Source organism: Hirschia maritima DSM 19733, assembly GCF_000378345.1.
Taxonomy (GTDB): Bacteria; Pseudomonadota; Alphaproteobacteria; order Caulobacterales; family Hyphomonadaceae; genus Hirschia; species Hirschia maritima.
Window position 1 is genome coordinate 47,899 of record NZ_KB899544.1, and the last position, 14,820, is coordinate 62,718.

At 44.2% G+C, this 14,820-nt stretch carries 12 protein-coding genes; 6 read left to right on the forward strand and 6 right to left on the reverse strand.

Annotation, left to right across the window (positions count from 1 at the left end; translation table 11 throughout):
* Window positions 1-69: 69 nt before the first annotated feature.
* From F551_RS0100205 to F551_RS0100225, 5 genes are all read right to left on the reverse strand, one after another.
* Window positions 70-924: an outer membrane lipoprotein-sorting protein gene (locus F551_RS0100205; RefSeq protein WP_018995446.1), complete on the reverse strand. Its 855-nt coding sequence runs from the start codon at window positions 922-924 to the stop codon at window positions 70-72.
* Between the two features lie 2 nt (window positions 925-926).
* Window positions 927-3,293, reverse strand: a complete 2,367-nt coding sequence (locus F551_RS0100210) for an efflux RND transporter permease subunit (RefSeq protein WP_018995447.1) — start codon at window positions 3,291-3,293, stop codon at window positions 927-929.
* 164 nt (window positions 3,294-3,457) lie between these two features.
* Complete coding sequence (locus F551_RS0100215) at window positions 3,458-4,048, reverse strand: TetR/AcrR family transcriptional regulator (protein ID WP_018995448.1); 591 nt, start codon at window positions 4,046-4,048, stop codon at window positions 3,458-3,460.
* A gap of 95 nt (window positions 4,049-4,143) precedes the next feature.
* Window positions 4,144-4,638: a flavin reductase family protein gene (locus F551_RS0100220; protein WP_018995449.1), complete on the reverse strand. Its 495-nt coding sequence runs from the start codon at window positions 4,636-4,638 to the stop codon at window positions 4,144-4,146.
* 60 nt (window positions 4,639-4,698) lie between these two features.
* The gene (locus tag F551_RS0100225; protein ID WP_018995450.1) at window positions 4,699-5,451 is read right to left on the reverse strand and encodes a FadR/GntR family transcriptional regulator; all 753 of its coding nucleotides are present in this window, start codon (window positions 5,449-5,451) and stop codon (window positions 4,699-4,701) included.
* A 705-nt stretch (window positions 5,452-6,156) separates the two neighbouring features.
* Between F551_RS0100225 and F551_RS0100230 the strand changes: the two genes are divergently transcribed.
* From F551_RS0100230 to F551_RS0100240, 3 genes are all read left to right on the forward strand, one after another.
* Window positions 6,157-9,159 (forward strand): TonB-dependent receptor, encoded by a 3,003-nt coding sequence (locus F551_RS0100230; RefSeq protein ID WP_018995451.1) that lies wholly within the window; start codon window positions 6,157-6,159, stop codon window positions 9,157-9,159.
* 99 nt (window positions 9,160-9,258) lie between these two features.
* Window positions 9,259-10,092 carry a hypothetical protein gene (locus tag F551_RS0100235; protein WP_018995452.1) on the forward strand — a complete coding sequence of 278 codons (834 nt, stop codon included), beginning with the start codon at window positions 9,259-9,261 and terminating at the stop codon, window positions 10,090-10,092.
* Between the two features lie 33 nt (window positions 10,093-10,125).
* A complete protein-coding gene (locus F551_RS0100240) occupies window positions 10,126-10,605 on the forward strand; it encodes a gluconokinase (RefSeq protein WP_018995453.1) in 480 nt (159 codons plus the stop codon).
* A 5-nt stretch (window positions 10,606-10,610) separates the two neighbouring features.
* On the opposite strand, the gene F551_RS0100245 is transcribed toward F551_RS0100240, so the two are convergent.
* Window positions 10,611-11,696 carry a LacI family DNA-binding transcriptional regulator gene (locus tag F551_RS0100245; protein WP_018995454.1) on the reverse strand — a complete coding sequence of 362 codons (1,086 nt, stop codon included), beginning with the start codon at window positions 11,694-11,696 and terminating at the stop codon, window positions 10,611-10,613.
* A 327-nt stretch (window positions 11,697-12,023) separates the two neighbouring features.
* Here F551_RS0100245 and F551_RS0100250 point away from each other — a divergent pair, with 327 nt between their 5' ends.
* From F551_RS0100250 to F551_RS0100260, 3 genes are read left to right on the forward strand one after another with little or no spacing between them, the layout of a single operon-like run.
* Complete coding sequence (locus F551_RS0100250; RefSeq protein ID WP_018995455.1) at window positions 12,024-13,022, forward strand: TRAP transporter substrate-binding protein; 999 nt, start codon at window positions 12,024-12,026, stop codon at window positions 13,020-13,022.
* Window positions 13,019-13,519 carry a TRAP transporter small permease gene (locus tag F551_RS0100255; protein ID WP_018995456.1) on the forward strand — a complete coding sequence of 167 codons (501 nt, stop codon included), beginning with the start codon at window positions 13,019-13,021 and terminating at the stop codon, window positions 13,517-13,519. The genes F551_RS0100250 and F551_RS0100255 overlap by 4 nt, the downstream gene beginning before the upstream one ends.
* Window positions 13,519-14,799 (forward strand): TRAP transporter large permease, encoded by a 1,281-nt coding sequence (locus F551_RS0100260; protein WP_018995457.1) that lies wholly within the window; start codon window positions 13,519-13,521, stop codon window positions 14,797-14,799. The genes F551_RS0100255 and F551_RS0100260 overlap by 1 nt, the downstream gene beginning before the upstream one ends.
* Window positions 14,800-14,820 lie beyond the last annotated feature (21 nt).

Consider the following 14,820-nt stretch of genomic DNA (forward strand, 5'->3'; position numbering starts at 1 on the left):
TGGGTTAGGGTAGGAATGTCAGTCAGTGGGAAATGAGACTGCTAAGAGATGTTCTGTGGTGAGGTGTCGTTAGTCTAGCGTTTCCAAAACACCTTTGACGAAATCACGATCCGTAAGTCCTTGGTCGAACTGGTATTCGGAATAAACGAGATCAGTCGTCTTTTTTGACACAGTGTTAGACATGGAAAGCTTATGAGCACGCCAAATGTTGTCACTGTAGAGACGGTATCCAGTTAGTTCTAAATCTTTCAATTTTGCGCCGCGACGATCGAAGAACTCAACCTTTCTTAGTTGATTGTGCTCCGTATCTATGTAGGCGATTTGACGAGAATATCCTGATTTTTTGTATGCAGGAATTCGTTCCACCACGTCGACTTGAAGGCTCTCACCGTCAAGGTCCAATGTGCTCGTTTCCAAATATTTATATGTGTATTTGTTCAACTCAAGAGATGTGAAATCTTCAAAAGCAAATTCTGACCCTACAAATGGACCGGACTTATTGGCTGAAGAAATACGTTTCACACGTTTTAGTGCTGGCAGGAACAGCCATTGATTGTCAGCCTTGAGTATTTGCGCATGAGAGAGGAGAGCGGTTCCTTCCACATCACGCGGTGTTTTGAAGACAACAAGAGATTTATCACCGACGGAATTGTCCTCGCGTTCAAGTGTGCTGAAATTGAGGTCTCTAGTGGTTTCTTGACCAGCAGCATTTCTCAATATCATCTGTGCTGAAACAACAGAATTACCAAAACCATTGTCTGAATTGTCGGCGGTTTTGGCTATGTCATAGCCTTTTTGCTCTTCTGCGGTGTCTGCCCATTCAGGGTAGGTTTCTGCATAGGCATTCATTGCCAAGCTAAGAGAAAGAGCACTCACTACAGCGAGCATTGAAAAAGATTTAGTCATCTGATTTGTGAAGGACATTGTTAGATGCTCCCTTGATTTGATGCGAGACTAGGAGTTTGCGTGTTTGAATCTTGAGTTTTCTTCCGATCAACCAGCAGAAGAAGAGCTGGAAGGAATAGGAAGTCGAGAATTAAGGCGAACACAATTGCAAGTGCTGTCATTAATCCAAGGTCTGCGTTGAGCTTGAAGGTTGAACCCGCAAGCACGGCAAATCCAATAGATAAGACAACTGTGTTTACAATGAGAGCAGCGCCAACTGTTTTGAACGCATATGCTATCGCTTGGGTTGGTGCCTCATTTCGTTCTGTCCGAGCGCGTTGATATTTACTCAGGAAGTGGACTGTATCATCAACAACAATACCCAGAGATACTGCGGCAACTGAAGCGACAGAAAAACCAACTGTTCCAACAAGCACTGCCCAAGCACCAAATGTTGCGAGAATAGGGAGTGTATTTGGTATCATTGAAAGAAGACCAATACGGATACTCTTCAGCGCAAAGATCATAACAATCGCGATGGCCAGAATGGCAGTAATGTTTCCTTTGATCATGCTTTGTACGTTTCGGTCAGTTACGTAGGTGAACATTACTTGGGCTCCCGTTGCCTGCGTTTGCATGTAATCGGGAGTGTTCTCTTTTAGCCAAGCATCTGCAGCATTCAGGAAAGTTTTTGTTTCTAATGAAGTTACATTTCCAAGTGTTGCTGTGATACGCGTCGCAGATTTATCAATGTTGATACGATCATTCAGATCCAGTCCGTAAGGCAGAGATAGCTCATACAATAAAAGGTATTGAGCGGATAAATCCCTATCGTCCGGCATTTTGTAATAGCTCGGATCGTCGGCATGAAGGTTTTTGTTCAAACGCTTCATTATGTCAGAAATCGAGTAAACGTGAGTGACGTTGTCCTGAGTTTTCAAAAACTCAGTAAAGTCTTCAAGATAGTTCAGGAATTCAGGTTCTGATACCCCGCCTGGAGCTTCTGCAGGAATAGAATATTCAATTGCGTAGAGGCCAAAGTGATCTAGCGCAAAATCATTGTCACGACGAATTTCTAGGGTGTCATCGAAATAATCTACCCATTGATCGTTGAACTCCAAAGTTGGGACCAATGCGGTTAAAGCGATGGTTGCAGCTAAAGACGCTCCGATAAACTTGCCCCAATGCGTGGTTACCAAATTTGCCAGTTTTTCCATTAAGACCGGTTCGGAGCCTTTTTCTTTTACCTTCACTTTCATTGGTAAAACACTCAAGAGAGCTGGTAAAATAGTGATAGAAAATAACCATGCGGCTGCAATACCAGCAGCAGTCATATTGCCGAGGTGCCAGTAAGGAGGTGAGTCTGAAAAGTTAAGAGCCAAAAAGCCTATTATTGTTGTTACCGATGTTATTAGAACTGGTGAAAAGTTCACTCGGAGGGCGTCAAGTATTGCCTCTTTCTTATTCATGCCTTCAGCCATTGCTGAGCGTGCTGACATTTGAATGTGAATTGAATCAGCAACAGCCAACGTCAGAATGATCACCATCGCGGACAATGAAACAGGCGTGAGCGCGTATCCCATTAGTCCTCCAAAGCCAAATCCAACCATGATGGACATTATTGCAATGACCATTGTGACAACTGAACCGGTGAATGACCGGATAGTTAAAACCATTAAGATAAGGACGACAGCGAACATCATCGGAAAGAGCGTCATCATGTCAATCATGCCGGCTTCCGCGAAGGCATTATTTAGCATTGATAGACCTGACAAAGCGAATGTGTAATCGGGGTTTTCTGCACGAATTCGTTCCAATTCAGTGCGTATAAATCCGACTGCTTGTGGCACTTCGGTGATATCAATTTCGGGATATTGCAATACAACATTGACTGCGGTCACATCCCCTTTTTCCGTTACCAATTGCTTGGCTAGAAGCGGTTCACTTAATGACACATCCTTGATTTTTTGAAGTTCTTCGGGGGAGAGGTTTACTGCATCGGATGCCAAATCTTCTACGATGAGATCGTCTTCTTCGGCGTAAGTGTGTTGAAAGTTTGTAAGGGAATCGACACGGCTAGCAAAAGGTATTTGCCATCCAATTTCCGTCAGTTCTTCGACAATTCGTAGTGTATCATTTGTAAAAACATCCCCATTTTTTGGGGCAACAACAATTAGAATATTATCATTTTTTGTATATGTGGCTTGAAAATTTTCGAAATTGTTTAGCTCTGGATTTTCATCTGAGAAAAACACACGATAATTAGTTGAAAATGCAAGGTTGCTTGCGCCGGATGCAAAAGCAGCGGTTAGTGCAAGCGCGCCAATCATGACTATCCAACGCCATTGCAGCATGAATTTAGCCAATTGCGATGCAAACGCATCAGCAGAATTTCTGATTTCTCCCATAAGGAGTTCTCCCTCCGCCTGGAAATTCCAGACATGTGCCAATTAAATTTGAAAACGACAAAGTAATCTCGTTTTCAGAATAGTCATTCTAAAATTAGAATAGTCGTTCTAATATTCAAGGGAGGAATTGTAAAAAACTTTGAATAAAAGTTGGATCGTGAAAATTAGGCCGACAATATCGCAAACGTAGAGCTCAAAGACATCTCGAGTAATTCCTGACTTTCTTCGCATTGTGCAAGTGCATTCAGACCATACATAGTTGTCATTAGGAGGAGGGCGGCATCGGCAGGTTTTATGCCCGGCCGTAAAGAATTGTCATCTTTAGCCATCTGAAAAATTCGTTCCATCTCAGCTATTTTTTGGTTCATCAAATCATGAACGTTCTCAGCGATGGTTTTATCGTGTGGAGCCAGTTCAAATGCTGCCTGGCAAACTAAAGAGCCAGCAAATTCGGATTTGGTACTGTCAACAATATCTTCCAAAGGGCCATTCATAAATTCTTGAACTGTGGCCATGATTGAAGCAGTTCGATTTTCGACACTGCTTTTTAATTCTTCGATCATGGTCTCACTGTCGCGAGAGAGAGCGGCAAGGAATAATTCGCGTTTTCCGCCAAATTGTTGATAGATAGCGTAGCGATTTAACTTGGTTGCAGTGACAAGGTCTTCGATTCCAGTGCGTTCATATCCCTCATTACGGAATACTTCGATAGCAATATCAATAGCCTTTGAAATCTCGGCTTGGCTCCTTCCCATGTGAAAATCCTTGTCGTGTTTTAATGTCCGTCTCACTGATTATATATGAGCAAAATCACGAAAACAAAATATTGCCCTAAAGTAAGCTGCTCATATTATTCTATATTTTGAAGGTTGGTATAGAATTTTCCCTGAGAAAATATCAGCGGAATTCCTTCACTTTGTTGGGCGTGATTTACATGCCCAATGACTATTGAGTGATCGCCTGCATCATGCACTTGGAATGTGGTGCATTCAAAAATTGCCAAGCAATCCTCAAATATAGGAACATCGTGATTGTTAAGCCTGTGTGGTTGTGCGGTCAGGTCACTTTGGGGCTTCGCAAACGCGTCACACAAATCTTTTTGTTGATCGCTCAAAACATGAATAGCGAAATGCTGTGAGTTTACAAAAAGGTCGTGCCGAGAGGATAGTTTGGCAGGAGCCCACATTACCAGTGGTGGGGTAAGTGAAATGCTTGAAAAGCTGTTTGCCGTAATTCCAATTGGCCCCTTAGGAGATTGAGCTGTAACAATTGTTACGCCAGTTGCGAATTTACCAAGAGAATCTCGAAATGCTCTTGTGTCTGAAAGTGGCGAGAAGGCGTCCATATTGGCTCTCAAAATAGGAGTTCGGCATATATTGGTTTAGTTGCATGCAATATGTCGGTATCAATTTTGTAAAGCAGATTTAAGGAATTGTTCTCTATTGCTGGATGATCTTCGCTTTGCTTCTTCAATAGCTTGTTGCTCAGAGGCATCTAAAAGAGCTTCCAATAGTCTAGCGAAGTGCTCTCTCATAGTTTTGCGGGCTCTTTCAGGGTCGCGTGATTTAAGAGCTTCCAGAATATCGACATGTTCTTTGACGCGATGAGCTGAGTCTTCAACACAAACAGCTGCATATACTTTCTTTACGCTGTCGATCTCAGTTCTCATTCGCCAAAGGTTTTCCATAAAAAATTCATTGGCTACATTGCGTGTGGCTTTTGTTATAAGGTGATGGAAATCTCGGTCAGCTTGTTCACCATCGGCTGATTGACCGCTGGCTTCGCCCATTTTGATGATTGTGTCTTCTAGTTTGGCGATCTGCTCATCAGTGATCATGGTGGCAGCGAGTGCGGCACATTCGGATTCAAACAATAGCCGAGTTTGGGTGAGTTCGAATGCGCTCATTGGTGGTAAAACTGGTTTGCCGGTGAGTGCTTGTTCAGGCTGCTTGACGTAAACTCCTGATCCAACTTTGATCTCTACGCGCCCAATGGCCTCGAGTGAGATTTCTGCTTCACGAATGACGACGCGGCTTACATTAAACTTTGTTGCTAATTCTCTTTCTCCTGGAAGACGTGTCCCTGGCGAGTATTGCCCAGAGTCAATCATCTCAAGGATTTCATTCGCAACTTTATTATATAATCTTTGTTCAGCCATCTATTTCTGAAACTGCCTTTGGTTCTGCGGAGTGCCGCCATTTGATTCTCTGAATCTATACTAACCTAATTGGTCATGCCAATTCAAGTTTTCAAATATTATGACTGCAGCATTCTAGTTTCTGAGTGGGATTGGTAATTGGTCTTAGCAATCTTTAGGCGCCTTTTGATTGCAGGTGAATCTTTGATCGAGATACGGGTCTCTTTCACGGGGGGCATGGGCCAGCAATACATTGTCAATTGAGCGGTTCATGCTTCATGTCGGTGCTTAGTCATTGTTTTGAAGTTTGTTTTGTAACAGAGGCGTCTTTGGGGGCGCAATAATTGGTATGACCAATTTGGGCCGCATTAAAGGTGGTGGTGTGTATAGATTAAGATTTCAGCTCTTTGAAACGATCAAATAAGCAGAATCGATAGAATAATAGTCCCATTCCGTGCCTGCCGATTGTCTATTGTAAACGAATAAAACGTAAGTTGTGCTGAAAATTTCCAAGAGCATCTGTGATAAAATAAAATGGGAGCGGTCACAAAATGTGTTGAAAATACAACATTTGATCAAAAAGAGTGGGTATTGCAGGCCAAATTGTATATAAAAAAGCTGTAATTGGTTGACTAATTGGTATGAACATGTGGTTTTGGTGTAGGGCGGGCCAAATAAAAATAGGTTCAATACCTGATAAAAAGTTATAATATGGGAGGATAATTCATGGTTTCAGGAAATCGTGATAAATCGAATTCAACGCGTTCACAGCAAGCTTGGCGTGCGGCACTTTGCGCAAGTGTGGCATTTTCATTTGCATCGCCAGTTTTTGCACAAGATGTGGTTGAAGTGCAGCAGGAAGCTGCCAACCAGGCAGAAGATGACAAGGTGTTGGACACTATTGTTGTTACTGGAATTCGCTCAAGCTTGAAAAAAGCTGCTGAGCTGAAGAGGGACTCTTCGCAAGTTATTGATGCAATTGTTGCAGAAGATATTGGTAAGCTTCCTGACAACAACATCGCTGAAGCGCTTCAGCGCGTAACTGGTGTTTCTATCAACCGTGACTTTGGTGTTGGTAATGCTGTTTCTATCCGTGGTTTACCGCAAAACCGTGTTGAAATTAATGGTCGTTCAACACTAGGTGACGCGCGTCAAGGTATCAGCCTGGATGACATGCCAGCCGCGTTCTTGTCACAAGTTGAAGTTATTAAATCACCAACACCTGAAATGATTGAGGGTGCTCTAGGTGGTACCGTCAACATGAAGACACTACGTCCGCTAGAGTTAAGCGACCGTGTCCTCTCTGTAAGTGTTGATGCTGAGTATGCTGATAAGACAGAAAACATTGCTCCGATTATTAATGGTACATACGGAGACAAATGGGACCTTGGAGCGGGCGGCTCATTTGGTGTAGTTGCTTCGTTATCTTATCAAGACCGTGAATTGCGCCAAGATCAATTTCAGCAGGACTTGCGTGTGCAGTCAGGTTTCGATTGGAATGATGATGGAACAATTGGTGTGGACGAGTTTTCGTCAAACACACCAAGTGGAAACTATATTATTTCGCGTGAACACAAGTATGAGCCTTGGGTTGAGCACAGAGAACGTACAGCTGCTAACGTAAGCTTGCAGTGGGCCCCAGCGAATGATCGTGGTAATTTCTACTTCGACTTTAACTACACTGACCGTGATGGTGGTCAAGAAGCTTACTCTGTTCTTCAAGCTGGTGGTTCTGCAACAAATGCCAATGGAACAGCTGTTGAGAAGGAAAATGGTGAGCTAACCGGATTTGTTCTTGAAGGCAGCAACTTCATTCTTCCAAAAACTTGGAGTACTTTCAGAAGCACAGAGTCGTTTTCAAACGCTCTTGGTGGTGATTGGGACTTCACAGACAGCTTGAACGTAAGCTTTGAGTTCGCATCAGCAAAATCTGACCAGAAAACACCTGCGTCCGAGTTTAACTGGCGTGCGCACGACCAGGCTGCAGAAGCGCTTGATCCTGCGGGTCAAAACCGTCTGTTTATCGATTCATTGATCGATACAAGCAGTCATGGTTCAGTGCCTGGTGTTACTTATCTGAATGGTGTTGAGAATCCTTACTTAAACCAAGAAGCTCTTGCTCTTCGTGAGTTTAGACACCGTACCGACGATATCGAGAACACAGAAGATGCATTCCGTATTGATGTTGAATATGCAAACCCGGGTGGTTTGAGCTGGTTTACAGCAGCTAAAGCCGGTGTGCGTGTTACCGACAGATCTTATGAAAGAAACAGATCGGAATTCCGTTCAGCCAACCTTCACCAAGACCTAACGTCTGCTGATGGAAGTGAATACATCGTTTGGACAATGGCTGAATTTGCCAACCTTTATCCTGGAACTCTTGTAACGCCATATAGTGGGACTGAGTTGTTCGATCAGGCTGGTTATACTTCTGAAAACCAAACTGCTCCATTTACGTTGTATAACGCTGCTCTTCTTAGCCAAGATCTGGAAGGTACTTTTGGAATTTTCCAAGAATTGGTTCAAGGTACAAACAGAGAAGTTACTGGTACTCTTCAAGATAATTTGGCGTTTAGTGAAAGTGCATACACGAAAATCGAAGAAGACACTCAGGCATTCTACGTTCAGGGTGAATTCGACTTTGATGTTGCAACAGTTGTTGCTGGTGCTCGTTTCGTGGACACTGAAATTACAGCTTCTGCTTATCAGGATGGTGTAATTGTTACGGATACTGAGTCATACAGCGACTTGCTTCCAAGCATCAACATAACGGTGCCATTGTCAGATAACACAGTGCTACGTGCGTCTGGTGCGAAAGTGATGCGTCGTGCTGACTTTGGTGAGTTGAGCCCAGCTTATGACTTTAACTCAGATGTTGTAACTGCTACGCGTGGTAACCCAGGTCTTGAACCATACCGTGCAACTCAGTTTGACTTCGCTGTTGAGCACTACTGGGGTGAGGCCAACATGTTGTCTGCCACAGTGTTCTACAAGGATGTAGCTTCATTCTTGCAATCTTCAATCTACTGTGCTTACGAGCCAGGGGCTGTTGCTAGTCAGAACCAGTCAATCCCAAGTCAGATTTGTCTATTGCCAGAAGGTGTAACAGAAGATTCGTTCACTTACTCAAGTGCGCCTGATGGTACTGATGAGGGGTCTGCTCTGTGGGCATCTCTACGTGACCGCGCTGGTGTTCAAACGACAACTCAAACGAACGGTCAAAACGGAACGATCCAAGGTTTCGAGCTTGGTTTAGTGTACAACTTTGATTTCCTTCCGGGTCTATGGTCTGGTTTCGGTGTCAACACGAACTACACTTACTCTGAGAGCACGTCTCCATCCGGTACTCCGCTTGAAGACATTTCCAAAAACTCTTACAACTTCCAAGTGTTCTGGGAATATGATGCATTTGCTGCACGTCTAGCTTACTCACACCGTGGTAGATTCCTAGACGACACCACTCAGAAGCGTACTGAGCACATCGGTCTGCTTGTTGCTAGCAACACTATTGACCTCGACAATGACCCAACACAGGGTAACAGCTTCCGTGATGAAATCTCTCAATTGGACTTTTCAGCAAGCTGGGATGTTAACGATTGGTTGACTGTTGTTGGTAGTGCAACAAACCTCACAGGTGAGCCTTTGATCAGTTCTTCTGCTCAAGGAGTTATGTGGGAAATTCAGGAAAGTGACAGTAGATACAGCCTTGGTGTTCGCGCCAAGTTCTAATCGAATGTAACGTAATAGAGCGCCGGGCAGTTTCCAATTGCCCGGCGCTTTTCTTTTTTGCTGTCGTCCCATTTGAATTTGTTTTGGAGAAAGACAACAATGAATAAGTTGTTTTCATTACTTTGTGTTTTGTGTTTGGGGGCGTGTTCAGCGTCCAGTTCTTATTGGCAACTAGTTGATAATTTTGAGCGCTTGGAATTGGGTGAGGATTGGGTCAAGGTTGATGCGCAGAATGACACTGACCCATATGTCGAAGATCCCCAAATTGCAGAAATAACTGCATTCGAAAGTCAGAATAACAGATTTTTGTTGAAGAAAGCCGCGCCTGATGGAGTTCTGGGGAACCGAAAGGCTTTAACTTTTGTGGAGCTGCCTACGACTGTTCGAGTGGGCGAAATCTACACTTTTTATACGCGCATTAATGTTGAGTATTTTCCGAACAATCATTCATTTGGTTTGGGCAATTTGCCGTCAGAACAAATAGCATTGCTTAGTTATGACGCATTTGAGCCAATGATGCGGATTACCGATAAGGCTGAGTCGGATGGAAGTAGAAATGATGGCACTTTGATGGTCTCCGCTGGCCATAAAAAGTACGAAAAAATTAGAAATGTTCTTGCTGAAGAACCTGTAAATCCTCTGCAGGATGGAGAATGGTATGAGCTTTGGTATGTCGTCAACAATTCGCGTAATGAAGATGGTGGGCAGGGCTTTGACCTCTATATGCGTGGAGGAGAATTTGAGGTCCAAACTCTCGTTTACAGGAGAGGCAAATTTCGTATGCAACGTGAATTGCCGCTCACTCACTTTCTTACAATTAGCAATACTGGATCGAAGAAATCACCGTATGGGAATGGGGGAGTCAGGTATGATGATGTCTTCATGGCAAAAAACATGGAGTTGTCTGTTCCTCCGAGTGTTGTGCTTGAATGATTTCGGTCCGGAAAATGTGAGGAGTGAAGCGTTATGACCAAAGCATATATTGTGATGGGTGTATCAGGCGCGGGTAAATCAACGATCGGTAAGTTGTTAGCCGAAAGATTAAGTTTGCCCTTTATTGAGGGGGACGATTTTCATCCCGCGCAAAATGTAAAAAAAATGAGCTCAGGGGAGCCATTATCAAATAATGATCGACGGGAATGGATTGAGGCTCTTTCAGCTGAAATTAATGCGCAGTCAGGTGCGTGTGTTTCATCGTGTTCGGCTCTGAATGAAGAGGTTAGAAGGTGGATTGTTGAAAAAGTTGATCGCGAAGTCATGTTTGTTTTTTTGAATGGGGGTAGGGAGCTGCTGCTAGAGCGCTTGGGTGCCCGGACAGGGCATTTTTTTAAAGTCGAAATGTTAGATTCTCAGCTAGATTCATTCGAAGTGCCCGAGGGGGCTTTAAAAATAGAGATAAATGATGCGCCCTCAGAGGTGGTCACGAAAATAATCCAAAACCTTTAGGTTTTCTATGGTGTTGGTGGGCTAGTCGATTCTCTGACAACAAGTGTGGGAGAAGGAATGTCCGGAAATGCGGATTGGTTTGATGGGTTTTCCGAAAGTAGCTTTTGAACTGCAAGCTTTCCTGTGTCATGAATAGGGGAACGCAAAGTGGTTAGTCTAGGCCAGACGGTAACTGCTATGTGGAAATCATCATAGCCAACTACTGATAAATCTTCTGGAACTCTTAATCCTGCCAACCGTATCGCATGTAGGGCACCGGCGGCCATTTCGTCGTTTGAAGCAAAAATCGCAGTCGGAGGGGTGGGTAAAGCTAGTAATTCCTGTGTTGCGGACGTGCCGGACTCAAAAGTGAAATCACCTTTTACTAAATACTCTGTGGGTAAGTGGATTTTATTTGCCCGTAAGCTTTCTCTAAATCCTTCAAGCCTTTCTTTGCTGGAAAGAAAATCGGATCTTCCCAAAATGCATGCTATTTGTGTGTGTCCGAGAGATGATAGATAGTCTGCGGCTTCAGAGGCTCCGATACGGTCGTTAGTGACAATGATGTTTTTCTCTTCATCGAGTTCCGCAGGTGAAATTCGGATGTATTTGCATCCTGCCTTCCTCAGCATTTTTGCTAATGCTTCATCTTCTGCGAGTGATGGCGTTAGAATAACACCGGCCAGTTTCATGCGTTCAACAAAGGCTTGTATGTCAGACAAATAGTTTGGATTTGATCTATAACACGGTCTAACGACAAGTTCGTAGTCTGTGTCGTCTAGCCCATCCAAAATGCCTTGCTGTAAGTTCAATACAAAATGGGGATTTGGGTTTCCGTATAACATTCCAATTAAAAAGGAGTGCCGGAACGCAAGTCCTCGCGCTTGAGGGTCGGGCTGATAGCCTATTTTTTCTATAATCGTTTTGACCACAAGTCTCGTTTCGTCTTTGACGAGTGGAGAATTGTTGATGATTCTTGAAATCGTATTTTTTGAAACGCCCGCGATTTGGGCGACATCTTTAATTGTGGCTTTTTTTGAGCTCGAATAACTATCCAGCCAATCCTGAATTGCTTCATTTATTTCTTTTTTTGTTTTTTTCTTTTGAGGCATTGTGTTGGTTGTTTTGTGTCAATCGAGCACCCAATTGGATGCAGTTTAAAGTTTAAAAGCGACGAAATTTTCATTCGGCGATATCGAATTTTCTGTATGACTTGTTCTTTTTTTTAGGATGTCAAGAAAATGTTTTTCTCCAGGTTTGGGTTATTTTCTAAATAATCCTTATTATTCAGATGTTTAAATATTGAGGCATATGTGCAGTTCGGTGAATTAAGTTCTGCCCATACCTTGCGGTTTGTAGATTTTCCGCTAAAATGTGACCGGTGTCAAAAAAAATAATTTGCATAAAAATGCGGGCACTCTTGGAGGATAATTTAGTAGATGTTTTCACGTCGAAGTTTTGCTGGGGGATTGGGGGCGCTAGGGATAGGTGCCTGTAGTTCCGAAAGTGGTTTGGATAGTAGGGTGATTTTTTCATCCGATAGTCATGCAAGTGACTATCCTACTGTGATGGCAACCCGAGAGATGGGGCGCTTATTGAGCGAGCGTACCGAGGGGCGTCTGGGTATAAAAGTGTTTCAGGGCGGGCAGTTGGGTTCTGAACGCGACACCATGGAAATAATGACGATGGGCGGCATTGATATGGGGCGTATTAACATCGCCCCGTTTAACGCTATTGCGCCACTGTCCATTGTACCTGTTTTGCCTTTTTTATTCAAAGATGTTGCGCATTCTCGACGTGTTTTTGATGGTGCTCCCGGTCGAAAGGTGCTTGATTCTTTCGAGCAATACGGAATTAAAGGGCTCGTCTATTATGATTGTGGTTCCCGCAATTTTTATGGGTCTCGCGGCCCCATAAAAACACCAGACGATTTAGCTGGGATGAAACTCCGCGTCCAAAACTCAGATGTGTCTGTGGCGATGATTGATGCTCTGGGAGCGGATGCCACCCCTATGTATATTGGTGAAGTGTATCAATCATTGGTGCAGGGGGTGATCGATGGCGGTGAAAACAACTGGCCAACCTACTTTACAGAGCGTCACCACGAGGTTGCGCCTTACTTCACCCGTAGTCAGCATGTGATGACGCCGGACATGATGGTCATGTCCCTGCATCGCTGGAATTCGTTGAGTGAAGATGATCAGGTTATCTTGATGGAGTGTGCAGAGGCATCCGTTTTATACATGCGTGAGCTTTGGGATGCGAAAGTTTTAGCTTCTCAGGAGGCAGCTTTGGCAGCTGGTGTCCAAGTGAACGATGTCGACGATATTACTCAATTTTCAGATTTGATGCGACCTATTTGGGATCGCTTTGCGACATCGAATGACCAAAAACAATTGATCGAAGAAATTGAAGCAATGAGGGATGTTGAAACATGATCACTCTTGCACGTAAATTTACTAAACAAGCGTCAGAGGCGTTGATAGTCGTTGGTACGTTTGGTTTACTTCTGATGACAGCCATTATTGGCTGGCAGGTGTTTGGCCGTTATGTTTTGGGTGCTTCTCCCAATTGGTCCGAACAGGCTGCTGTAACCCTTATGATTTGGTACATCAGCTTTGCTGCTGCTGCGGGAGTCCGCGAGGGCTTTCACATTCGGATACAAGCCATTGAAAGCTTTGTCTCAGTAAAAATGGTGTTTGCTTTGCGACGTTTCAGCGAATTTGTTGTTGGAGCAATAGGGCTTTGCATGGCCGTTTATGGTGTGAAGCTATGTATTGCGACTTGGCATTTCGATATTCCGAGTTTGGGCTTTTCACGTGGAATGGGTTTTCTAGCCATCCCAATTTCCGGAGCTTTGATCGCTATATTTTCCATTGTGCGCCTATTAGAGGCAACTTTCTCAAATGAAGTCAGTGAAGAGGAGAAAGCGTAATGGAACTTGCTATTCTTATTGGTGTTCTGCTTATTTTGATGGCGTTGGGTGTGCCCGTTGCGTTTGCGTTATTGGGTTCTGCGATTGCTACCTTTATTGCGTTAGACTTTCCATTGCAGGTGGTTTTCCATCGCATGGCCGCGGGGATGAGTTTGTTTACGCTTATGGCCATTCCTTTCTTCATTTTTGCGGGAGATCTGATGTATCGAGCTGGGATTGCTGACCGATTAGTGCGTGTTGCGGATGCATGTTTCGGGCGCAGTCGTGGTGGATTGGGGCAGGTCACCGTTGGGGCGTCTATGATGTTTGGAGCTGTATCTGGTTCAGCTATAGCTAGTGCATCAGCGATGGGGTCTGCACTTGGTCCTTTAATGAAAGAGCAAGGGTATGACGGTGATTATGCTGTTAATGTTACTTCAACCGCTGCGATAGTCGGTTTGCTTATTCCACCATCTCACAACATGATTGTGTATGCTGCGAGTGCGGGGAAGGGAGTTTCCGTTGGGGATTTATTCCTCGCGGGAATAGTTCCAGGTGTCTTGACCGGAATTTTGTTGATGGTTGTCGCATGGCTTGTTGCCGTAAAGCGCGGTTACCCAAAAGGAAAATTTCCAGGATGGGAGCAGTTTACGCGCGCATTTGTTTGGGCGATTCCGGGTTTGATGACGGCGATTATCATTATGGGAGGGATCCTTTCCGGGATGTTCACGCCGACTGAGTCTTCGGCGATCGCAGTGATCTACACAATCGCTATTGGTCTTTTCGTTTATAGATCATTGGATTTGAAAACATTCCTGGAGTGTGCGCAGCAATCAGTTCGTGTAACAGCAATGATCATGATGATTGTAGCTGCCGCCTCGGCCTTCGGTTACGCCGTCGCGATTTTGGAAGCGCCCACACATCTCGCCAACATGATCACGTCTTTGACTAGCCACCCAATTGGCGTTCTGCTCATCGTGAATTTGCTTTTGCTGATATTGGGGACGTTTATGGATATGTCTCCTTTGATTGTGATCACGACACCGATTTTCTTGCCCCTAGTAATGGCTGCAGGTGTCGACCCTACTCATTTCGGGATCATCATGATGATTAATCTCGGAATTGGCTTGGTCACGCCGCCAGTTGGAGCGGTTCTGTTTGTCGGTTCTGCAGTTGGGAAGGTACCAATTGAAAAAACGATCAAGACAATTTGGCCGTTCTATTTGGCGCTTGTGATTGCGTTGCTTTTCATCACGTTTGTCCCTGCTTTGTCGATGACATTGCCAAATATGTTGGGGTGACAGGCGATGGATCTAAATTCT